Genomic DNA, 21,322 nt, shown 5'->3' on the forward strand with positions numbered 1-21,322 from the left:
GCAAGTCCCGTGCCGAACCGCGCGCGATCCGGCGACAAGCCCGTCATTCAACGCGTTGCGGCCGGCGCGCACCATGCGGGCGTGCCCGGACGCCGCGCCGCGCGCACGCCGGCGGTGCGCCCGCCGAACCGTGGCGGGCCGGCGCGCGCCATCAAGCGGCATATCGCCGATGCCCGCCGCCTAGCGGTCGTTCGCGAGCCGCAGCCGCACGACCCGCGTGCCGCAGTTGCCGTACGCCTGCGCGACCGCCAGTTCGACGATCGGGCTGCCGGCCGGCCAGGGCGCCGCGTCCGCGTCGGACAGGTCCGTGCGCAGCGTCGCGCGGCCATTGATCCGGTAGCGCACGCCGCGCATGAAATCGACGAACAGCAGTCCGACGCCGCGGCCGTCGCACCGCGCCGCATCGATCCGGTCGCCGTGCACCGGCAATGCGAAGCGCAGCGTCTTCGTATCGATCACGCGGACCACGGGCAGCAGGCCGCCGCCCGCGTCGCGCCGGCTCTGCACGATGTCGCAGGTCACGGGCGCCGGCCCGCCGCCGGCCGTGCCGACGAACATGAACGGCTGCGTCTCGATGAATTGCCGCACGCCGATCGACAGCCGCGTCGTCACGACCTCGCTCATCCGTTCGGCCTCGTCGGCGACGCCGAAGCGGCGATGCGCATCCAGCTCGCCTGCGTGGAATACCGGATGCCGCGAATGGGGTCGGGACGGTTCGGTCATGTCGATGCTGCCAGGAATGATGCGCCGCCACGAGCGGGCCGCGCAGTAGAAACCGTGGCCGGCGAATGCAGCGGGAACGCGTCGACGTCGCGGGCTCGGCGGACAACCGAACCGAGCCACGCCGCGTCGAACGCCGCGCCGCCGCACGAACCGGATACCAGCCGGGCGACGCGCACGTCACCCGGCCGGCGCCGGCTCGCAGCCGGAAATCCATCGTCGAAACGCGGCGACCGAACCGGCCGGCACATGCCCATCCGTGCCGACCGGCCGGCGCCCGCGCCTCGCCCCCGCACCGGCGATCAGAAGAACCCGAGCGCCTCGGCCTGGTAGCTGACCAGCAGGCACTTCGTCTGCTGGTAGTTCGACAGCGCCATCTTGTGCGTTTCGCGCCCGATCCCGGACTGCTTGTAGCCGCCGAACGCCGCGTGCGCGGGGTACAGGTGGTAGCAGTTGGTCCACACGCGGCCCGCCTCGATCTCGCGGCCCATCCGGTACGCGCGCGTGCCGTTGCGCGTCCACACGCCGGCGCCGAGCCCGTAGAACGTGTCGTTCGCGAGCTCGATCGCTTCCTGCTCGTCCTTGAACGTCATCACCGACGCGACCGGCCCGAAGATCTCTTCCTGGAACACGCGCATCTTGTTGTTGCCGAGCAGCATCGTCGGCTTCACGTAGTAGCCCGTGTTCAGCTCGGCGGCCGGCGCCGTGCGCTCGCCGCCCGTCAGGCATTGCGCGCCTTCGCCGCGGCCGATGTCGATGTACGACAGGATCTTGTCGAGCTGCTGCTGCGACGCCTGCGCGCCGATCATCGTCTGCAGGTCGAGCGGGTGGCCGGCCTTGATGCGCTCGACGCGCGCGACGGCCTTCTCGATGAAGCGGTCGTAGATCGATTCCTGGATCAGGATGCGCGACGGGCACGTGCACACCTCGCCCTGGTTCAGCGCGAACATCGCGAGGCCTTCGAGCGCCTTGTCGAGGAACGCGTCGTCCTGGTCGAGCACGTCGGCGAAGAACACGTTCGGGCTCTTGCCGCCCAGTTCGACCGTCGACGGGATCAGGTTGTCGGCCGCCGCGTGCAGGATGTGCTTGCCGACCGGCGTCGAACCCGTGAACGCGATCTTCGCGATCCGCTTGCTGGTCGCGAGCGCTTCGCCCGCTTCCTTGCCGAAACCGTTCACGATATTGATCACGCCCGGCGGGAACAGGTCGCCGATCAGTTCCATCAGCACGAGCACCGACGCGGGCGTCTGCTCGGCCGGCTTCATCACCACGCAGCAGCCGGCCGCGAGCGCCGGTGCGAGCTTCCATGCGGCCATCAGCAGCGGGAAGTTCCACGGAATGATCTGGCCGACGACGCCGGCCGGCTCGTGGAAGTGATACGCGACCGTGTTGTCGTCGATCTCGGAAATGCCGCCTTCCTGCGCGCGGATGCAGCCCGCGAAATAGCGGAAGTGATCGACCGCGAGCGGCAGGTCGGCCGCCATCGTCTCGCGCAGCGGCTTGCCGTTGTCGATCGTCTCGGCGACCGCCAGCAGCTTCAGGTTCTTTTCCATCCGATCGGCGGCCGCGAGCAGCAGGTTCGCGCGCTCGGCCACCGAGGTCTTGCCCCATTTGCGGCGCGCGGCATGCGCGGCGTCCAGCGCGACGTCGATGTCGTCGGCGCTCGAGCGCGGCACGCGGCAGAACGGCTGGCCGTTGATCGGCGAGACGTTCTCGAAATACTCGCCCTTCACCGGCGGAACCCACTTGCCGCCGATGTAGTTGTCGTACTGCTGACGATACGGATATTCGACGTCGAGGCCCAGTTGCTTCAGGTCAAACGGGTTCATACATGTCTCCTGTTCATCGTGCTTGTGAATACAGCGCCGGTTGGATCGCGCTGCCTCCTTTACGCAAACTGCGTGCCAAACGGCTGCGATGCACGACGAGAGCGGCCGGCCCGCCGCGCGCGGGGCGACGCGCCGGCCTGCGGCGCGCGACTGTGCCGATTCTGAACAGCGCGATTGCGCAGCGGCGCGGCCGGTGTTCGGATTTTTCACAGCGGCGGCGCGCGACGCGTACGGCATGCGCGGCGCGGCGCGCGTGGCATGTCGCTTGCGTGCGGAGTGCGCATCCCCACGCCGCGGCCTGCGCGCCGCCCGACACCATGAGTCCAGCCGGCCACCTCACCGACGACGCGATCGCGTTCATTCGCGAACAGGCGTTCCTGATCGTCGCGACCGCCGATGCGGACGGCAACAGCGACTGCTCGTACCGCGGCCGGCAGCCGCGCGCCGACGGCTCGTTCGAACCGCTGGTCGAGGTCGCCGACGCCGGCACGCTGGTGCTGCCCGACTTCGCGGGCAACAACCTGTTCAACACGATCGGCAACCTGCTCGTGAACCCGGCAATCGCGCTGCTGTTCGTCGAGTTCGAGCGCCAGACGACGTGGCTCGTGCAGGGGCGCGCGACGATCGACGAGGACGCCGGACGATGGGCGCATCGATGGCCCGACGCGCGACGCCATGTCGTCGTCGCGGTCGAGCGCGCGCAGTCGCGGGCCGATACGGCGCTGCCGCCGCTCGTGCTGGCTTGAGGCGTCGTCGCAAGCGATCGTCGACGAAACGGGCCGACGCGCGTCAGCGCCCGCCCGCCTCCGCGCAGGCCGGTGCACGCCGGCCATGTCGGGCAACGCCCTCGACTTCGGCCTCGCCTACGGCCCGCGCGGAAGCATCGGCGACGACGCTCTCGGCACCGCCGTCATCCTCCGGCTGCTGCCGTCCGCCGAGAAACACGAACACGACCACCGCGCACAGCAGCGTGACGACGGCCAGCCCGATCAGCAGCCGGTCGAACGCATGCGCATAGCTCGCGAGCAGCGCCGCATGGCCGACGCCCGGCAGCGCGGCTGCCGCACCGGCAAGATCGCCGGTCGCGAGCCGTGCGGCGGCGCGTATCGTGGCGTCGGTCGCGTCCGTCGTGGCGCCTGCGCCGACCGCCTGCCGCAGCCCCGCATGCGCGAGCGCCGCGAGCACCGCGCCGACGACCGCCAGCGCGATCCCCTCGCCCGCGACGCGGGTCGTACTGAAGATCCCGGTCGCCATTCCCGCGCGCGACTTCGGCACGACGCTCACCGACAGTCCGTCCATCAGCCCCCACGGCAAGCCGGCACCGACGCCGATCGCGAGCATCGGCGCGATCGCCGCCGGCCCCGCGCCGCCGCGCAGCGCGACGTCGAGCCAGACCAGCCCGGCCGCCGCGACGACCAGCCCGAGCCCCGAGATCAGGCCGGCCGACAGCCGGCGCGCGAGCGTCGCCGCGACGAACGGCACGACCAGCATCGGCGCGGAAATCGCGAGCATCAGCCAGCCCGCGTCGATCTCGCTGAAGCCGTCGATGCCGATGAAGCGCAGCGGCAGCACGACCAGCAGCACGATGTAGCAGCAGCAGGTCGACACCGGCAGCACCTGCACGCCGACGAAGCGCGCGATGCGGAACAGCGACAGGTCGAGCATCGGCCGCGCGACGCGCGTCTCGATCGCGATGAATGCGAGCGCGCCGAGCGCCGCGCCGGCCAGCAGTGCGATCACGAGCGGATCGGTCCAGCCGCGCGCGGGCGCGTCGATCACGCCGAACGTGAACAGCGTCAGCGCGGCGGTGAACGCGACCGTGCCGGGCCAGTCGAGCCCGGTCGCGTGCGGGTCGCGCGACTCTTGCAGGCGCGGCAGCCCGAACGCAAGCGACAGCGCGCCCGCGACCGCGCCGGTCACGAAAATCGCGCGCCAGCCGCCGTGCTCGATCAGGCAGCCGGCGATCACGGGCCCGAACGCGAGCCCGACGCCGAACGTCGTGCCGAGCAGGCTGAACGCACGCGTGCGCGCCGCGCCGTCGAACTCCTGCGCGAGCGCGGCGGTGCCGCCCGCGAGCGCCGCGGCCGCCGCGAGCCCCTGCGCGGCGCGCAGCAGGTCGAGCACGAGGATCGACGGCGCGAACGCGAGCGCGACCGACGTCAGCGTGAAGCCGCCGACGCCGATCGCGAACACGCGCTTGCGGCCGAACTGGTCGGCCAGCGCGCCGGCCGCCATCAGGAAGCTGCCGAACGCGAGCATGAACGCATTGGTGATCCAGTTCATCGCGACCGGGCCGCCGTGCAGCGCGCGACCGATCGCGGGCGTCGCGACCGCGCCGCCGGAAAAGGACAGCGGTAGCGCGACGGCAGCCATGCAGACGGCGGCCAGCACGAACCTGCGCCGGCGCGCCGCAACGGCGGAAAACGGGTGATCCATCATCGCTCCTTGTAAGGCCGGCGCCTACGCGCCATACGAGCGACACAAGATAAATCCGATTCAATCGCGGAAAAACCCGCTCGAAATCCGGATATAGCGGATTAAAATTCCGTAATTACCCTCAACGCATCCCCATATCCCTGTCGATGGACAACCTGAACGGCATCGTCGCGTTCGTCCGCACCGCGGAAGCGCTCAGCTTCGTCGCGGCCGGCCGCGCGCTCGGCATCTCGGCATCGGCGGTCGGCAAGACGATCGCGCGGCTCGAGCAGTCGCTCGGCGTGCGCCTGTTCAACCGCACGACGCGGCGCGTGACGCTGACCGACGAAGGGCGGCACTTCTACGAACGCTGTCAGCGCATCCTCGAGGATTTCCGCGATGCGGAGGCGACCGTGAGCGCGTCCGCGCAGCGCCCGCGCGGCAAGCTGCGCGTGAGCCTGCCGGTGATCGGCTACCGGTTCCTGCTGCCGGTGCTGCCCGAATTCAGGGCGCGCTACCCGGACGTCGAGCTCGATCTCGATTTCAACGACCGGATGGTCGACGTCGTCGAAGGCGGCTTCGACGCGGTGATCCGCAGCGGCCCGCTGTCGGATTCGAGCCTGATGTCGCGGCGGCTCGGCCCGTTCGGGTTCGTGCTGTGCGCGACGCCCGCGTATCTCGCGCGGGCCGGCACGCCGCGCACGCCGCGCGAGCTGGCCGCGCACGATTGCGTGCGCTACTGCTTCCCGACCACCGGCAAGCTGCAGGACTGGGCGCTCGCGGCCGACGACGGCACGCCGCTGAAGCTGCGCACCGCGATGACCTGCAACAACATGGAGGCGCTGCGCGGCGCGGTGCTCGCCGGGCTCGGCATCGGCTACATGCCGGACTTCCTCGCGCGCGACGCGCTCGAGCAGCGCGCACTCGTCACCGTGCTCGACGAGTACCGGATCGCGCCCGGACAGTTCTCGATCGTGTGGCCGTCGAGCCGGCAGCTGTCGCCGAAGCTGCGCGTGTTCGTCGATTTTCTGTGCGAGCGGCTGTTCCGGTAGCGACCGGGCACTGCGCGAGCGAGCGCGAGCGCGAGCGTGGCGCACGGCAAGGCCGGCCGCGCCGCACGCTCGCACCGACACAGCCGCGACGGGCTGTCCGGCCGCTGCGGGCAAGCCGACCACCGCCGCGCGCCCCCCGGTCGCTACCCGGTCGTCACCCCCGCCGAGATCCGTTCGGCCGGCGCGCCCGGCAGCAGCGCGTCGCTGTCGTCCTTGAGCCCGACGCCCGTGAGCCCGAGCCGGCGCGCATGCGTGAGCAGGTAGTGCAGCTTGTGCGCAGCCGCGTCGTGCGGCAGCCCTTCGGGCCGCACGTTCGAGATGCAGTTGCGCAGCGCGTCGTGGCAGCCGACCTTCGGCGCCCACGTCAGGTACACGCCGAGGCTGTCCGGCGAACTGAGCCCCGGCCGCTCGCCGATCAGCATCGCGACGGCCTTCGCGCGCAGCAGCTCGCCGATCTCGTCGCCGAGCGCGACGCGCGCCTGCTTCGCGACCACCACCGGGCCGATCCGCCAGCCGTCCGCGTCGAGCCGCGGCCGCACCGCCTGCAGCAGCGGCAGCGCCTGCTTCGCGGCCGCGAACGCCGACAGGCCGTCGCCGACCACGAACACCAGGTCGGGCGCGTCGTCGAGCGCCGCGCCGTAGCCGGCCAGCAGCCCGCGGCTGTCGTCCGACAGCTTGCGGCCGAGATCGGGCCGGCGCAGATAGTGGTCGCGATCCGGCGCGGCGCTCTGCACGCCGAGCGTCGGCAGCAGGCCGGCCGCCTCAATCTCGCGACGCAGCGCGTCCGCGTCGAGCGGCTGGTGCACCGCGTCGCGCGCCTGCGCGTGCGACAGGTTGAACGCGAGCAGCGGCGCGGTCGGCAGGCTGTTGCCCGCGCGACCGAGCGCGATCCGCGCATTCGTGAACGCCTTCAGCTCGCCCCACGGGTTCCGTTCGACGGCATCGCTCATGCTGACAGCCCCATCCAGTCGTTCGCGCCCGCGAGCAGCGGCACGCGGGACGTCGCGGCGCGCAGCGCGCCGTGCGCGTCGGCGATCTCCATCGCCTCCAGCCATTCCTCGAACTCGGGCGCGCGGCGCAGCCCGAGCACTTCGCGCACGTACAGCTGATCGTGGAACGACGTGCTCTGGTAGTTCAGCATCACGTCGTCGGCGCCCGGAATCCCCATGATGAAGTTGATGCCCGCCGCGCCGAGCAGCGTCAGCAGCGTATCCATGTCGTCCTGGTCGGCCTCCGCATGGTTCGTGTAGCAGATGTCGCAGCCCATCGGCACGCCGAGCAGCTTGCCGCAGAAGTGATCCTCGAGCCCCGCGCGGATGATCTGCTTGCCGTCGTACAGGTATTCGGGGCCGATGAAGCCGACCACCGTGTTCACGAGGAACGGCTCGAACTTGCGCGCGACCGCGTACGCGCGCACCTCGCAGGTCTGCTGGTCGACGCCGTGATGCGCGTTCGCGGACAGCGCGCTGCCCTGCCCGGTCTCGAAGTACATCAGGTTGTCGCCGACCGTGCCGCGCTTGAGCGACAACGCGGCCTCGCGCGCTTCGGCGAGCAGCGCGAGCGAGATCCCGAAGCTCGCGTTCGCCTTCTCGGTGCCGGCGATCGACTGGAACACGAGGTCGACCGGCGCGCCCTTGTCGATCGCCGCGATCGTGTTGGTCACGTGCGTCAGCACGCAGGATTGCGTCGGCACGCGATAGCGTTCGCGGAACGCGTCGATCATCGCCAGCAGCCTGACGATCGCCGCGAGGCTGTCGGTGGCCGGGTTGATGCCGATCATCGCGTCGCCGCAGCCGTACATCAGCCCGTCGAGCATCGACGCGGCGATCCCCTTCACGTCGTCGGTCGGGTGGTTCGGCTGCAGCCGCACCGACATCCGGCCCGGCAGCCCGACCGTGTTGCGAAAGCGCGTGACGACGCGGCGCTTGCGCGCGGCCGCGATCAGGTCCTGGTTGCGCATCAGCTTCGATACCGCCGCGACCATCTCCGGCGTGAGGCCCGGCGCGATGCGCTCGAGCGCCGCGCCGTCGGCCGCGGGCGACAGCAGCCAGTTGCGGAAATCGCCGACGGTCAGGTGCGAGATGTCCGCGAACGCGGCCGCGTCGTGATCGTCGACGATCAGCCGCGTGACCTCGTCGTCCTCGTACGGGATCAGCGCTTCGTTCAGGAATGCGCGCAGCGGCACGGCCGCCAGTGCGATCTTCGCGGCGACGCGCTCCTCCTCGCTCGCCGCCGCGACGCCGGCGAGCTGGTCGCCGGAGCGCAGCGGGCTCGCCTTCGCGAGCAGCGTCTTCAGGTCCGCGAAACGGTACGTGCGCGGGCCGATCGTCTCCGTGTAGGACATCGTGCGTGTCTCCTTGCCCAAAAAACCGGCGGCGCGCCCGCTGCGACCGGGCGCGCCGATGCCGTCAGGAACGGCCGTTCGGCTTCGTCATGCTCAGTCCTCCAGCAGCGCGTCGGCCGGTGCGCTCGCCGCACGCTGCGCACGGGTCGCGAGGAAGTACGCGTAGCCGAGCGCGAGGAACACGACGAACACCAGCGCGACGAGGCCGTTGAAGTACACCATCGTACCGAGACAGACGAGCGCCGCAACGATCGCGAACGCCGGAAAGAACGGGTACAGCGGTGCGCGGAACGGGCGGGCCAGGTTCGGCTGCGAGCGGCGCAGCTTGAACAGCGCGGCCATGCTGACGATATACATCACGATCGCGCCGAACACCGACATCGTCACGATGTTCGCAGTCAGCGTCTGGCCGCCGAACTGGATCAGCTCGTCGCTGTAGATCGCCGCGATGCCGACCACGCCGCCCGCCAGGATCGCGCGATACGGCGTCCTGAAGCGCGGATGCACCTTCGCGAGCCATTCGGGCAGGTAGCCTTCGCGGGCCAGCGCGAAGATCTGACGCGAATAGCCGAGGATGATCCCGTGGAACGACGCGACCAGCCCGAACAGCCCGAGCCAGACCAGCATGTGCATCCAGCCGCTGTTCGCGCCGACGATGTACTTCATCGCCTGCGGCAGCGGATCGTTGATGTTCGCGAGCTTGGTCCAGTCGCCCGCGCCGCCGGCGAACACCATCACGCCGACCGCGAGCGCGACCAGCGTCAGGATCCCCGCCACATACGCGATCGGGATCGAGCGCTTCGGATTCTTCGCTTCCTCGGCGGCCATCGCGACGCCTTCGATCGCGAGGAAGAACCAGATCGCGAACGGAATCGCCGCGAACATCCCGTGGAATGCGCCGACGCTGAAATGGTCGGCGCCGGCCCAGCCGCCCTTCACGAAGTTGCTCCACGCGAAGCCCGGCGACACGACGCCCATGAACACCAGCAGCTCGAAGATCGCGAGCAGCGTGACGACGAGTTCGAAGGTCGCCGCGATCTGCACGCCGACGATGTTCAGCGCCATGAACACGAGATACGCGCCCATCGCCGCGTGCTTCGGTTCGAGCCCCGGAAACTGCACGTGCAGGTAGGCGCCGATCGCCAGCGCGATCGCCGGCGGCGCGAACACGAATTCGACAAGCGTCGCGGCGCCCGCGAGATAGCCGCCGGCCGGGCCGAACGCGCGGCGCGCATAGGCGAACGGGCCGCCCGCGTGCGGGATCGACGTCGTCAGCTCGGTGAAACTGAAGATGAAGGTCGTATACATCGCCGCGACGAACAGTGCGGTGATCACGAAACCGAGCGTGCCGGCGCTCGCCCAGCCGTAGCTCCAGCCGAAGTATTCGCCGGAAATCACGAGGCCGACCGCGATGCCCCACAGTTGCCAGGTGCCGAGCGTCTGCTGCAGCGCGGGCTGGCCTTTCGACTCTGCTTTCATCGGACTCTCCTCAAGAGCGCCAGACCTGCGGCCTGCGCGACTGAGAATCGATGCTAGAGAGTCATTATTCGACGTGTTATCGAAATTCGGCAAAGACGGCGGCTGACGTTTCGCTGACGGAAACGATCGCCGCGCCTGCGACGGCAATCGCGGCGGCGCGACCCGCCGCCGCCTGCCGTGCGCGTGCGCAGCGCCTGCCGGTTACTGGCCGCCGCCGCGCTGGTTGAACCAGCGGTCGAGCAGCTTGCCCGCGGCCTCGCGGCCGCCGAGGCCGAACGACAGCGCGACGGCCACCGCGATCGCACCGAGCACGAGCCCGAACGCGAGCTGCACGATCTCGTTGGCGATGCCCATCGCGCGCAGCCCCATCGCGAACACGAGGCCGAGGATCGCGAACTGCGCGATGCGCGCGAACAGCACGCTGTGCTCGCGGTCGGCCTGCTCGATCACGCGGCGCGCGAGGCCGGCGAGCCAGACGCCGATCACGAGGATCACGCCGCCCGTCAGCACGTGGCCGCCGAATTCGATGAACAGCGTGACGACGTCGCGCACCTGCGTGAAGCCGAGCCGGTTCGCGGCCTCGACCGTCGCGAACAGCATCGCGAAGAACACGATCAGCCGCGCGACCAGCACCGACGGCTGCAGCATCCCCGAGAACACGCGCTCGACGCCGAGCACGGCCGGCAGCCCGTCGACGCCGGCGGTTTCGAGCAGCTTCTGCGCGAGCGACGCGACGAAGCGCGCGAAGTAGAACGTGACCAGCACGATCACGATCGCCGCGACGATGTCGGGCACCGCGCCGAGGAACTGGTTCAGCATGTTGGTCGCCGGCACCGAGATCGCGTCGATCTTCAGCGCGTCGAGCGCGGAGATCAGCGTCGGCACGAACACGAATACGTAGACGATGGTGCCGACGAGGCTCGACACGCGCACCGGCGTCGGGCTGTCGAGACGCTGCGTGAGGCGATCGGCGCCCGCCGCGACCAGCAGGTTCGTCACGAGACCGCGCAGCACGCGCGCGACGATCCAGCCGACGACGCCGATCACCGCGGCCGCGAACAGGTTCGGCACGATCGCGAGCAGCTTGTCGACCATCCCCTGCACGGGCGACAGCAGGCCCGACAGCGCGAACGACGACAGGATCGCCGGCAGGAACATCAGGATCACGAGCCAGAACAGCACGTCGCCGAGATAGCCGCTCATCGGCTGCATGCCCGCGCCTTCCGACAACTTGTCGTCGAGCCGGCTCGCCTTCAGCGCGCGGTTCGCGAGGCTGCGCAGCAGCGACGCGATCAGCCACGCGATCAGCGTCAGCGCCGCGCCGCCGATCAGGTTCGGCAGGTAGTTGACGATATGCGTGACGAGCAGCGAGAACGGATTGGACACCGCATACAGGTTGAGCACGTTGAAGATGCCCACCGCGGTGACCAGCAGGATCAGCCAGAACAGGCCGCCGGCAATAATGCGCTCGACGCATGCGCCCTGGCCGGTGCTTTCGTTGATGCGCTGGTCGACCTTCAGCGCACCGAGCAGGCGCAGCGCGCCGGCCCGCACCGCGACGGCGATCAGCCAGCCGATCACCAGGATGCCGATCGCGCCGGCGATCTTGGGCAGATATCCGCCCAGCGTGGTCTGCAGCGACGTGATGAAGCTGGAAGCATCCATTTCTTCTTCTCCCGAAAACGTGGTGTTGCGATTGAACATCGACGAACTACCTGCGTACTTCGAAAAAGCCTGCTGCTCCGTCCGAGCAACTTACCCGAGAAAAATGACGCGATCACCCGATTTCACCGTCTTTTAACTTTAGTCATCAATCGCGCGGTACGAGACCCATTTTCGGCGAAATAAAAAGGGGCGGTTCGAGCGGGGCGCTACGCATTTCAGCAAGATTTGTCCAGTCGCACCTTGCTAACGTGGCCTCCACTCTTGCCGAGGCGCAACGATGGACGCCGAAACGACAACCGGGTCGAAAGCGGAAACGCCGTGCTGGATGCGCTATGCGGCGCGCCTGGCGCGCGTGCACGACTACATCCGCGCCCACCTCGACGACACGCTCGACTTGAACCGGCTCGCCGAAATCGCCTGCCTGTCGCCGTATCACTGGCATCGCGTGTATCGCGCGCTGTACGGCGAGTCGATCCTGATGACGGTGCGGCGGATGCGGATCGTGCGGGCGTCCGAAGATCTGGTCTGCACCGCGCGCCCGATCGACGAGATCGCGCGGCGCGCCGGCTACGGCTCGACGCATGCATTCGCGCGCGCGTTTCGCGACGCGTACGGCGTGCCGCCCGCGCAGCATCGGCGCACGGGCGTGCACCGCCCCGTTTATCCGCTACAGAGAGGAGAGGCAGACATGTTCAAGCACGAAGTCGAGATCCGGCGCCTGCCGGCACTGCATGGCTATGCGGTGGCCCATACCGGGTCGTACATGAAGGTCGGCGACGCGTTCATGCGGATCGGCGCATGGGTCGGCCGGCACGGGCTGATCGGCCCCGGCGCGAAGATGATCGGGATCTTCCACGACGATCCGGACACGACGCCCGAAGCGCAGCTGCGCGCGCAAGCGTGCTTCGTGCCGGCCGACGGCGCGCCGGACGTCGAGCCCGAGCCGCCCGTCGAACGCGTGACGGTGGCCGGCGGCGACTACGCGGTGCTGCTGCATACGGGGCCGTACGCGGACCTGAAGACCGCCTATCAGTGGCTGTACGGCGACTGGCTGCGCCATTCGGGCCGCGAAGCCGCCGACGCGCCGCCGTTCGAGCTGTACCTGAACACGCCGATGGACGCGGCGCCGGCCGACCTGCGCACGGAGATTCATTTGCCGCTGCGGTGAGCGAAGGGCTGGAGGAGCGGTTGCGGGGCAGCCCGGGCCGACGGCTGGCCCGTTGCCGCGCCGCCCGGGTTCGTCAGCGGCGGTGCTCGCCGGCGCGCCGCACCGTCGAGCGGCCTAACCGGCCTGCGTGCCGCACGACGGACAGAACCGCGCATCGGCGGCCAGCGCCGAATGGCAGCGGCTGCACGCGTTGCCGCGCTGCGCGGCGCCGCACTGCGCACAGAAGCGCGCGTCGGCCGCATTGAGCGCGCCGCAGCCGGCGCACGCGAGCTGGCGCAGCGGCGCATTGGCCTCGATCCCGCCGGCCGGCGCCTGCTGGCCCCAGCTGTGACGGTCGCGGTCGCGTGCGTCGTGGCCGCGCCGACTGCCGTGATGACCGCCGTCATGTCCACCGCCGTGACCACCGCCGTGACCACCGCTTCGATGGTCGCCGCCCAGGATCCGTTTCAGGAAACCCATCGTCCGCTCCTTCGCGCGTCAGCGCTTCGCCCGCGCATCATCGAACGCCCGCGACGACGACAACAGCCGCAAGCCGTTGCCGACGACGATCAGGCTCGCGCCCGCATCGGCGAACACGGCCATCCACATCGTGCCGAGCCCGGCGACGGTCAGCCCGAGGAATACGAGCTTCACGCCGAGCGCGAAACCGATGTTCTGCACCAGCACGCGATGCGTCGCGCGCGACAGCCGCACGAACGCGGGAATCTTGCGCAGGTCGTCGTCCATCAGCGCGACGTCGGCCGTCTCGATCGCCGTGTCGGTGCCCATCGCGCCCATCGCGAAGCCGATATCGGCGCGCGCGAGCGCCGGCGCGTCGTTGATCCCGTCGCCGACCATCCCGACCGCGCCCGCGCCGCCGGCCGCCAGTTCGTCGACCGCCGCGAGCTTGTCCTCGGGCAGCTGATTGCCGCGCGCATCGTCGATGCCGGCCTGCTGCGCGATCGCCTGCGCGGTATGCGGGTTGTCGCCGGTCAGCATCGCGGTGCGGATGCCGAGCGCATGCAGCTCGGCAATCGCCGCGCGGCTCGTGTCCTTGATCGTGTCGGCCACCGCGAAGAGGCCGAGCACGCGCGCGTCGTCGATCAGCATCACGACGCTCTTGCCCTGCCGTTCGAGCGCGTCGAGCTTCGCTTCGAGCGTCGGCGAGCAGCGTCCGAGCTCCTCGACGAGCCGGTGATTGCCGAGCCAGTAGCGCGCACCGTCGATCGTGCCGCGCACGCCGCGCCCGAGCAGCGCTTCGAAGTCCTGCACATCGGCGAAGGCCGCCGTTTCCGCCGCGCGCGCCGCGGCCGCGATCGCCTGCGAAACCGGGTGGTCCGAGCGCGCGGCAAGGCTCGCCGCCAGCTGCCGGACCCGGGCCGCGTCGAGATCCGCCGCCTGCGCGTCGAAATCGGTCTGCACCGGCTTGCCGTGCGTGATCGTGCCGGTCTTGTCGAGCGCGAGCCACGCGAGCTTGCGCCCTTCTTCCAGATAGACGCCGCCCTTCACGAGAATCCCGCGCCGCGCCGCAGCCGCGAGGCCGGACACGATCGTTACCGGCGTGGAGATCACCAGCGCACACGGACACGCGATCACGAGCAGCACCAGCGCACGGTAGATCCAGTCGTGCCACGCGCCGCCCGCGACGAGCGGCGGCGCCACCGCGACCAGCAGCGCGACCGCGAACACGATCGGCGTGTACACGCGCGCGAACTGGTCGACGAAGCGCTGCGTCGGCGCCTTCGCGCCCTGCGCCTCCTCGACCGCGTGGATGATGCGCGCGAGCGTCGAGTTGGCCGCGACGGCCGTCACGCGGTATTCGAACGAGCCCGCTTCGTTGATCGTGCCCGCGTACACCGCGTCGCCGGCGGTCTTTTCGACCGGCAGGCTTTCGCCGGTGATCGGCGCCTGGTTGACCGTCGAGCGGCCGTCGACGACCTCGCCGTCCAGCCCGATCCGCTCGCCCGGCTTCACGCGCACGATCGCGCCGAGCGCGACCTGCGCGGCCTCGATCGTGCGCCACGCGCCGTCGGCATCGCGCACGGTCGCGGTATCGGGGGCTAGCCGCATCAGCCCCTGGATCGCATTGCGCGCGCGGTCGAGCGACTTCGCCTCGATCAGCTCGGCGATCGTGAACAGCACCATCACCATCGCGGCTTCCGGCCACTGGCCGATCGCCATCGCGCCCGTCACCGCGATGCTCATCAGCGCGTTGATGTTCAGGTTGCCGTTGCGAATCGCGATCCAGCCCTTCCGGTAGGTGGTGAGCCCGCAGGCAAGCACCGCCGCGAGCGCGAGCGCCGCCGACAGCCACACCGGCAGGCCGGCCCAGCTCGCGGCTTCGGACGCGATTGCGGCCACGCCCGCCAGCGCGAGCGGCCACCACGGCTTCGCGGGCGCGGCGGCGACCGGCGACGCCGGCGCATCGGCTGCCGCGGCCTCCGGCGTCATCCCGAGCGAGCGGATCGCGGTTTCGATCGCGGCCTGTGCGCCCGGCACGTGCTCGACGCTCAGCATCCGCTGCATCAGGTTGAATTCGAGCGCCGACACCTCGCGCATCGCGCCGAGCTTCTTGCGGATCAGCGTTTCCTCGGTCGGACAGTCCATCTGCATGATCCGGAACGCCGAGCGCACGCGACCCGAGGCGGTCGCCTGCGCGGCCGGCAGCGGGGCCAGCGTCAGCGGCGCGGGCGCGCAGCAGGCGCCGGCCGCGTGGTCGTGGTCGTGGTCGTGGTCGTGGTCGTGGTCGTGGTCGTGGTCGTGGTCATGACCAGGATCGTCGAGCGCGGTTTGCGAGCAGCCGTCGCCGCACGCTCGACCGTGCCCCTTGCCGTGGACGTGCTCGCGCCCCGGTGCGCCCGAATGGCCGCACGCGGCGCCGTCGTGTGCATGCCCGCCTGCGGCCAGCGTCGCGTCGGCGGCAGCAGTCGCCGCCTGCGCGTCGCACGCGGCGACGCAGCACGTATCGGTGCCGTCGGCATCGCGGGGGTGCGGATCGCGGGAACGCAGCGCGTCGGTCATCACGAATCTCCTTCAATGGCTTGACGGTGTAGAGTTAACACCCTGAAGCCACTACAAGGTCAACCCTTACACGGGAGAAAGGTCATGAAGATCGGCGAACTGGCCAAGGCGGCCCGCTGCACGCCGGAAACGATCCGCTTCTACGAGAAGGAGGGTCTGATGCCCGATGCGCAGCGCACCGATGCGAACTACCGCAACTACACGGATGTGCATCTGGAACGGCTGCGCTTCATCCGCAACTGCCGCGCGCTCGACATGGCGCACGACGAGATCCGCGCGCTGCTGCGGCTGACCGATGCGCCGGCCGACCGCTGCGATTCGATCAACGCATTGCTCGACGAACACATCGGCCACGTCGACGCGCGCCTCGCGGAACTCACGCATCTGCGCGAACAGCTCACCGAGTTGCGCCGCCAGTGCGTCGGCGAGCATTCGGTCGAGGATTGCGGAATCGTGCACGGCCTCGCGACGATGGAAACCGTCGCGCCGGCCGCGAAGCGCTCGCACCTCGGCTGAAATCCTTGTGAAACAAGATAGTTCAGTCAATACTAGTCATATCATAACTAGACATAGATAAACTATTCATGTCTGCAAACCGCCCGTCTCCGCTTGCGCTCGCGGTCCTCGCGACGCTCACCGAAACGCCGATGCATCCGTACGGGATGCTGCAGCAGCTGAAGGCGCGCGGGTACGACGAAGTCGTCAACGTGCGGCAGCGCACGAGCCTCTATCAGACGATCGACCGGCTGCTGCGCGACGGCCTGATCGCCGTGCACGACACCGAGCGCGACGGCGCGTTTCCGGAGCGCACGCTCTACACGCTGACCGAAGCCGGGCACACGGCCGGGCAGGCGTGGCTGCACGCGCTGCTGGCCGAACCCGCGCGCGAATTCCCGGCGTTCGGCGCCGGGCTCGCATTCCTGCCGCTGCTCGACGCCGAAGACGCGCGTCACCAGCTCGAACGCCGCATCGCCGCGCTGGAGGCCGAGCGCGAGCGTCTCGAAGCGCTGCGCAACCGCGCTCAGGCCGACCAGGTGCCGCGCCTGTTCCTGCTGCAGAACGAGCATGCACTGGTGCTGCTCAACGCGGAGCTCGACTGGGCGCGCAGCGTCGTCGAGCACCTGAAGATCGGCGCGCTGCGCTGGGTCGACGGCTGAGCGCGCGTCGCCGCTTACTGCGCGGAGATGTCGATATTGCCGAAGTACTTCTGACCGAGCGACTTCACGGTGCCGTCGGCCTTCAGCTTGTCGATTGCCGCGTCGAGCTTCGACTTCAGCGCGTCGTCGCCCTTGCGCAGCCCGAATGCGATGCCGCTGCCGAGGATCCTGTCGTCGCGCACGGGCTGACCGACGAACGAGAAGCCTTTGCCGTCCGGACGCGACAGGAAGCCGCGCTGGCCGGCCGGCGCGAGCACCAGCGTCGCGTCGAGGCGGCCCGACACGAGATCCGCATACGCCTGGTTCTGGTCCTGGTACGCGACGACCGACACGCCGGCCGGCTCCCAGTGCGCCTTCGCGTAGGTTTCCTGGATCGACGCCTGCAGCACGCCGACGCGCTTGCCCTTCAGCGATTCGGGCGTCGGCAGCAGGCCGCTGTCGGTGCGGGCGATCAGCTGCGTCGGCACACGATAGATGATCGTCGTGAAGTCGATCGCCTGGCGGCGCTGCTCGGTCGCGTTCATCGCCGAGTTGATCGCGTCGAACTTGCGCCCCTTCAGCGCGGGAATCAGCCCGTCGAACGACGTCTCGACCCATTTGCAGCTGAGTTTCGCGGTCCGGCACACGGCGTTGCCGACATCGATGTCGAAGCCCTGCAGATCGCCGTTCGGCGCCTTCGATTCGAACGGCGGATATTGCGCCTCGAGGCCGAAGCGCAGCGTCTGCGCGTCGGCGACAGCCGCGCCCGAGCCGATTGCGCAGGCGAGTGCGAACGCAAGTTTCAAGGTTTTCGTACGGTTCATCCTGATCTCCTTTGTCGTTTGGTACGAGTCGGCGCTTCAACGCCCCGTCGCATCCCACCCACCTACACCGACCGCAACCGCCGCGCACCCTCGACCAGCGTCGCGTCGTCCTTCGAGAAGCTGAGCCGGATCACGCCCGCATCGGTGCCGTCGGTATAGAACGCCGACAGCGGAATCGTCGCGACGCGCGCATCGCGGATCAGGCGCAGCACGAAATCGCTGTCGCGCTCGTCCGAGAAATGCCGGAAGCGCGCAAGCATGAAGAACGAGCCTTCGCTCGGCAGCAGCTCGAAACGCGAATCGGCCAGCTCGCGCGCGAGCAAATCGCGCTTGGCCTGGTAGAACGCCGACAGCCCGAGATAGCTGTCCGGTCGCGCGAGAATTTCCGCGAACGCGACCTGCATCGGCGTGTCGGCCGCGAACACCATGAACTGGTGCACCTTGCGGATCTCGTCCATCAGCTCGGCCGGCGCGACGCAGTAGCCGACCCGCCAGCCCGTCACGTGGAACGACTTGCCGAACGACGACACGATCACGCTGCGCTCCGCCAGCTCGCGATGCCGCGCCATGCTCTGGTGCTGCGCACCGTCGAACACGACGTGCTCGTAGACCTCGTCGGACAGGATCACGATGCCGGTATCGCGCGTGAGTTGCGCGAGCCGGGCGAGATCGTCGGCCGAGAACACGGTCGCGGTCGGGTTGTGCGGCGTGTTCACGATGATCATCCGCGTGCGCGGCGTGATCGCCGCGGCGACTTCGTCCCAGTTCACGCGGAAGTGCGCCGGCGACAGCTTGATCGCGACCGGCGTCGCGCCCTGCATCCGCACGATCGGCGCATAGCTGTCGAACGACGGCTCGAAATAGATCACCTCGTCGCCCGGATGCACGAGCGCGCTGATCGCCGCGTACAGCCCTTCGCTCGCGCTCGCGATCACCGTGACCTCGGTCGCCGGATCGTAGCGCGCGCCGTACAGCGCCTCGGTCTTTTCCGCGAGCCGCTCGCGCAGCGATGCGAGCCCGGCCATCGGCGCGTACTGGTTGTGCCCGTCGCGCATCGCGCGCGCGACGCCTTCGACGAGCGCCGGATCGGGCGCGAAATTCGGCGCGCCCTGCGACAGGTTCAGCGCATCGTGCTGTGCGGCGAGCTGGCCGATGACCGTGAAGATCGTCGTGCCGACGTCGGGCAGTTTCGAACGGGGCGCGGTGGCGCTTCGCATGACTCCTCCTGATGTTCTCCGGGCGGCTCCGCTCAATCTCGCGGGCCGCTGCCTGCCGCATGATTTAGCCCCAGCCAATATCGGCCGACAAACGAAACTTCGTCATGCCCGCCATGCATTTTTCTCATGGCATAGGCCAAAAAGCGTCCGAAGAAAAGGCCCGACTCCCGGCCAGGCATGCGAATCAGGCATTTCTACCGGCCGGGCGCGCCGCGCACCGGCGCGCCGTCATCCATCGGCCGCAGCCAGATACGCGCGCAGCACCGCCCGCAGCTCGCCGCGCAGCGCGGCGAAATCGAGCGCGGGCCCGAGCGTCAGCAGCGCCTGCGAGATCCCACCGTAGCAGACCGTCTGCGCCATCCGCGCGAGCCCGTCGAGCCGTGCGGCCGGCGGCGGGTCGGCCGCATGCGCGAGCGCGTCGCGCCACAGCGCGACATAGGCGTCGTAGTGCCGCCGATACGCGGCCAGCGGCGACACCTGCCGCTCCAGCGCGAACAGCGCGCTCCACAGCGGCGCGTCGGCGCCGATCACGTCGATCTGCAGGTCGACGAGCGCCGCGGCCAGTTCGGCGCGCGGCGTGCCGCGCAGCGCCTGCGCGGCCGCACGCAGCCGGTCGGCCATCGCCAGCACGTGACGGTGGATGCACAGCGCCGCGAGGCTCTGCTTGTCGCCGAAGTATTCGTAGAAGGTGCCGACGCTCACGCCGGCGACGGCCGCGATCTCGCGGATCGTCGCCTTCGCGTAGCCGCGCTCGCGCAAAAGCTGAACGAACGCCTGCTGGAGCGCCTCGGAACTCGCCTGCGCGCGCGACTGGCGCGGCCGGCGGCGCAGGGCGGGCGAGGGTTGCGCCGCCGGCTGGCCGGGCGGCGCCGGAACCTGAACATGTCGCGGCGGCATATTTGCTACTCTGGAATTCAACAGGGAACGCGATTTACGCGGCATCGGCGGCCGGCCGCCCGCGCCGCACGAGACCGGAGACAGCTCGATGACCGAACCGACCCACGCCGTCGCGAACCAGTTCGACGAACTGGTCGACTATAACCTCTTCGCGACGGATCTCGCGCTGCGCGACGCGCTCGCGCGCGCCGGCGCCGACTGGGCCGCACCGCAGCTCGACGCGTACGGCGCCCGGCTCGGCAGCGCCGAGACGGCCCGGCTCGCGGACGAAGCGAACCGCCACCCGCCGGAACCGAACATCTTCGACCGGCGCGGCCGGCGCCTCGACCGCGTCGAGTTCCATCCCGCCTGGCATGCGCTGCTCGGCCTGTATCGCAACCAGGGCTTCGTGTCGCTCGCGTTCCGCGATGCGCGTCCCGGCCGCTGGGCCGCGACCGCGGCCGGCTTCTACCTGCACGGCCAGATCGAGGCCGGCACGCTGTGCCCGGCGACCATGACGCAGGCCGCGATCCCCGTGCTGCAGAAGGAGCCCGCGCTGTGGGACCTGCTGCGCGACCGGCTCTACAGCGACGACTACGACCCGCGCGACGTGCCGATCGCCGACAAGCGCTCGATCTGGTTCGGCATGGGCATGACCGAGAAACAGGGCGGCTCCGACGTGCGCGCGAACACGACGCTCGCGACGCCGGTCGGCGCGGGCGGGCGCGGCGGCGAATACCGGCTGCGCGGCCACAAGTGGTTCTTCTCCGCGCCGATGTGCGATGCGCACCTCGTCGTCGCGCGCACCGAGGCCGGCAGCCCGTCGTGCTTCTACGTGCCGCGCTGGCGGCCGGACGGCACCAAGAACGCGGTCGAGATCCAGCGCCTGAAGAACAAGGTCGGCAACCGCAGCAACTCGAGCAGCGAAATCGAGCTGAACGACGCGTGGGGCATCATGCTCGGCGACGAAGGCCGCGGCATTCCGACCATCATCGAGATGGCGACCTACACGCGGCTGAACTGCGTGCTCGGCAGCGCGGCGATGCTGCGCCAGGGTGTCGTGCAGGCGATCGCGTATACGCGGCAGCGCCACGCGTTCGGCCGCGCGCTCGCCGAGCAGCCGCTGATGCGCACCGTGCTCGCCGATCTCGCGCTCGAAAGCGAGGCCGCGCTCGTGCTCGCGATGCGCCTCGCCGACGCATTCGAGCGCGACGACTCGCCGCGCGAGCGCGCGTGGAAGCGGATCGTCACGCCCGCCGCGAAATTCTGGGTCTGCAAGCGCGCGGTCGAGCTGACCGGCGAGGTGATGGAAGTGTTCGGCGGCAACGGCTACGTCGACGACGGCCCGATCGCGCGGCTGTTCCGCGAGGCGCCGGTCAATTCGATCTGGGAAGGCTCGGGCAACGTGATGTGCCTCGACGTGCTGCGCGCCGTGTCGCGCGAGCCCGACGCGGCCGCCGCGCTGCTCGCCGAGCTGTCCGACCTCGGCGCCGGCGAACCGCGGATCCGCGCGGCGCTCGACGCGCTGCACGCGATGCTGGCCGCGCCGGCCGACACGCTCGAGGCGTCGGGCCGCGTGTTCGCGCAGCGGCTCGCG

18 protein-coding genes are annotated in these 21,322 nt (G+C 69.8%); 6 read left to right on the forward strand and 12 right to left on the reverse strand.

The annotated features are described in order from the left end of the window. Positions 1–180 precede the first annotated feature (180 nt). Together BST28156_RS29930 and exaC are read right to left on the reverse strand one after the other, a co-directional pair. On the reverse strand, positions 181–723 hold the full coding sequence (locus BST28156_RS29930; RefSeq protein ID WP_060245939.1) for a hypothetical protein: 543 nt from the start codon (positions 721–723) through the stop codon (positions 181–183). 299 nt (positions 724–1,022) lie between these two features. Beyond that, entirely contained in the window at positions 1,023–2,549 is a 1,527-nt protein-coding gene (gene exaC / locus BST28156_RS29935; RefSeq protein WP_040126407.1) for an acetaldehyde dehydrogenase ExaC, read from the reverse strand. Positions 2,550–2,686: 137 nt separating this feature from the next. Between exaC and BST28156_RS29940 the strand changes: the two genes are divergently transcribed. Continuing rightward, the gene (locus BST28156_RS29940) at positions 2,687–3,295 is read left to right on the forward strand and encodes a pyridoxamine 5'-phosphate oxidase family protein (RefSeq protein ID WP_174904118.1); all 609 of its coding nucleotides are present in this window, start codon (positions 2,687–2,689) and stop codon (positions 3,293–3,295) included. A 43-nt stretch (positions 3,296–3,338) separates the two neighbouring features. On the opposite strand, the gene BST28156_RS29945 is transcribed toward BST28156_RS29940, so the two are convergent. Further along, entirely contained in the window at positions 3,339–4,985 is a 1,647-nt protein-coding gene (locus tag BST28156_RS29945; RefSeq protein WP_254596441.1) for an MFS transporter, read from the reverse strand. A 146-nt stretch (positions 4,986–5,131) separates the two neighbouring features. Here BST28156_RS29945 and BST28156_RS29950 point away from each other — a divergent pair, with 146 nt between their 5' ends. Further along, positions 5,132–6,016, forward strand: coding sequence for a LysR family transcriptional regulator (locus tag BST28156_RS29950; protein ID WP_174904107.1), 885 nt, complete (start codon positions 5,132–5,134; stop codon positions 6,014–6,016). Positions 6,017–6,159: 143 nt separating this feature from the next. Here BST28156_RS29950 and eutC read toward each other — a convergent pair whose 3' ends face one another. The 4 genes from eutC to BST28156_RS29970 form a co-directional block, all read right to left on the reverse strand. Then, on the reverse strand, positions 6,160–6,966 hold the full coding sequence (eutC, locus tag BST28156_RS29955; protein ID WP_174904108.1) for an ethanolamine ammonia-lyase subunit EutC: 807 nt from the start codon (positions 6,964–6,966) through the stop codon (positions 6,160–6,162). After that, positions 6,963–8,360, reverse strand: coding sequence for an ethanolamine ammonia-lyase subunit EutB (locus BST28156_RS29960; RefSeq protein WP_174904109.1), 1,398 nt, complete (start codon positions 8,358–8,360; stop codon positions 6,963–6,965). The genes eutC and BST28156_RS29960 overlap by 4 nt, the downstream gene beginning before the upstream one ends. A gap of 93 nt (positions 8,361–8,453) precedes the next feature. After that, positions 8,454–9,839 (reverse strand): ethanolamine permease, encoded by a 1,386-nt coding sequence (gene eat / locus BST28156_RS29965; protein ID WP_174904110.1) that lies wholly within the window; start codon positions 9,837–9,839, stop codon positions 8,454–8,456. 201 nt (positions 9,840–10,040) lie between these two features. Next, the gene (locus tag BST28156_RS29970; RefSeq protein ID WP_174904111.1) at positions 10,041–11,504 is read right to left on the reverse strand and encodes a mechanosensitive ion channel; all 1,464 of its coding nucleotides are present in this window, start codon (positions 11,502–11,504) and stop codon (positions 10,041–10,043) included. Between the two features lie 277 nt (positions 11,505–11,781). Here BST28156_RS29970 and BST28156_RS29975 point away from each other — a divergent pair, with 277 nt between their 5' ends. Then, positions 11,782–12,672, forward strand: coding sequence for an AraC family transcriptional regulator (locus BST28156_RS29975; protein WP_254596442.1), 891 nt, complete (start codon positions 11,782–11,784; stop codon positions 12,670–12,672). Between the two features lie 114 nt (positions 12,673–12,786). Here the strand turns inward: BST28156_RS29975 and BST28156_RS29980 are convergent, their stop codons facing one another. Both BST28156_RS29980 and BST28156_RS29985 read right to left on the reverse strand, forming a co-directional pair. Further along, complete coding sequence (locus BST28156_RS29980) at positions 12,787–13,131, reverse strand: zinc ribbon domain-containing protein (protein WP_174904112.1); 345 nt, start codon at positions 13,129–13,131, stop codon at positions 12,787–12,789. 18 nt (positions 13,132–13,149) lie between these two features. Beyond that, on the reverse strand, positions 13,150–15,672 hold the full coding sequence (locus tag BST28156_RS29985) for a heavy metal translocating P-type ATPase (RefSeq protein ID WP_174904113.1): 2,523 nt from the start codon (positions 15,670–15,672) through the stop codon (positions 13,150–13,152). Positions 15,673–15,756: 84 nt separating this feature from the next. Here BST28156_RS29985 and cadR point away from each other — a divergent pair, with 84 nt between their 5' ends. Next, entirely contained in the window at positions 15,757–16,188 is a 432-nt protein-coding gene (gene cadR, locus BST28156_RS29990; RefSeq protein WP_009687329.1) for a Cd(II)/Pb(II)-responsive transcriptional regulator, read from the forward strand. Positions 16,189–16,256: 68 nt separating this feature from the next. Next, positions 16,257–16,829, forward strand: coding sequence for a PadR family transcriptional regulator (locus tag BST28156_RS29995; RefSeq protein ID WP_174904114.1), 573 nt, complete (start codon positions 16,257–16,259; stop codon positions 16,827–16,829). Between the two features lie 14 nt (positions 16,830–16,843). Here BST28156_RS29995 and BST28156_RS30000 read toward each other — a convergent pair whose 3' ends face one another. The 3 genes from BST28156_RS30000 to BST28156_RS30010 form a co-directional block, all read right to left on the reverse strand. Continuing rightward, entirely contained in the window at positions 16,844–17,632 is a 789-nt protein-coding gene (locus tag BST28156_RS30000) for an ABC transporter substrate-binding protein (protein WP_060245928.1), read from the reverse strand. Positions 17,633–17,694: 62 nt separating this feature from the next. Then, entirely contained in the window at positions 17,695–18,849 is a 1,155-nt protein-coding gene (locus BST28156_RS30005) for a pyridoxal phosphate-dependent aminotransferase (protein WP_174904115.1), read from the reverse strand. A 228-nt stretch (positions 18,850–19,077) separates the two neighbouring features. Then, on the reverse strand, positions 19,078–19,746 hold the full coding sequence (locus BST28156_RS30010) for a TetR/AcrR family transcriptional regulator (protein ID WP_174904116.1): 669 nt from the start codon (positions 19,744–19,746) through the stop codon (positions 19,078–19,080). 88 nt (positions 19,747–19,834) lie between these two features. Between BST28156_RS30010 and BST28156_RS30015 the strand changes: the two genes are divergently transcribed. Further along, on the forward strand, positions 19,835–21,322 hold a 1,488-nt coding region (locus BST28156_RS30015; RefSeq protein ID WP_174904117.1), incomplete at its 3' end, for an acyl-CoA dehydrogenase family protein.

The organism is Burkholderia pseudomultivorans (assembly GCF_902499075.1).
Classification (GTDB): domain Bacteria; phylum Pseudomonadota; class Gammaproteobacteria; order Burkholderiales; family Burkholderiaceae; genus Burkholderia; species Burkholderia pseudomultivorans.

Coding starts and splice junctions, on each gene's coding strand:
- BST28156_RS29930 (WP_060245939.1), bottom strand. CDS start 723: ATGACCGAACCGTCCCGACCCCATTCGCGGCATCCGGTATTCCACGCA.
- exaC (WP_040126407.1), bottom strand. CDS start 2,549: ATGAACCCGTTTGACCTGAAGCAACTGGGCCTCGACGTCGAATATCCG.
- BST28156_RS29945 (WP_254596441.1), bottom strand. CDS start 4,985: ATGGATCACCCGTTTTCCGCCGTTGCGGCGCGCCGGCGCAGGTTCGTG.
- BST28156_RS29950 (WP_174904107.1), top strand. CDS start 5,132: ATGGACAACCTGAACGGCATCGTCGCGTTCGTCCGCACCGCGGAAGCG.
- eutC (WP_174904108.1), bottom strand. CDS start 6,966: ATGAGCGATGCCGTCGAACGGAACCCGTGGGGCGAGCTGAAGGCGTTC.
- BST28156_RS29960 (WP_174904109.1), bottom strand. CDS start 8,360: ATGTCCTACACGGAGACGATCGGCCCGCGCACGTACCGTTTCGCGGAC.
- eat (WP_174904110.1), bottom strand. CDS start 9,839: ATGAAAGCAGAGTCGAAAGGCCAGCCCGCGCTGCAGCAGACGCTCGGC.
- BST28156_RS29970 (WP_174904111.1), bottom strand. CDS start 11,504: ATGGATGCTTCCAGCTTCATCACGTCGCTGCAGACCACGCTGGGCGGA.
- BST28156_RS29975 (WP_254596442.1), top strand. CDS start 11,782: ATGGACGCCGAAACGACAACCGGGTCGAAAGCGGAAACGCCGTGCTGG.
- BST28156_RS29980 (WP_174904112.1), bottom strand. CDS start 13,131: ATGGGTTTCCTGAAACGGATCCTGGGCGGCGACCATCGAAGCGGTGGT.
- BST28156_RS29985 (WP_174904113.1), bottom strand. CDS start 15,672: ATGACCGACGCGCTGCGTTCCCGCGATCCGCACCCCCGCGATGCCGAC.
- cadR (WP_009687329.1), top strand. CDS start 15,757: ATGAAGATCGGCGAACTGGCCAAGGCGGCCCGCTGCACGCCGGAAACG.
- BST28156_RS29995 (WP_174904114.1), top strand. CDS start 16,257: ATGTCTGCAAACCGCCCGTCTCCGCTTGCGCTCGCGGTCCTCGCGACG.
- BST28156_RS30000 (WP_060245928.1), bottom strand. CDS start 17,632: ATGAACCGTACGAAAACCTTGAAACTTGCGTTCGCACTCGCCTGCGCA.
- BST28156_RS30005 (WP_174904115.1), bottom strand. CDS start 18,849: ATGCGAAGCGCCACCGCGCCCCGTTCGAAACTGCCCGACGTCGGCACG.
- BST28156_RS30010 (WP_174904116.1), bottom strand. CDS start 19,746: ATGCCGCCGCGACATGTTCAGGTTCCGGCGCCGCCCGGCCAGCCGGCG.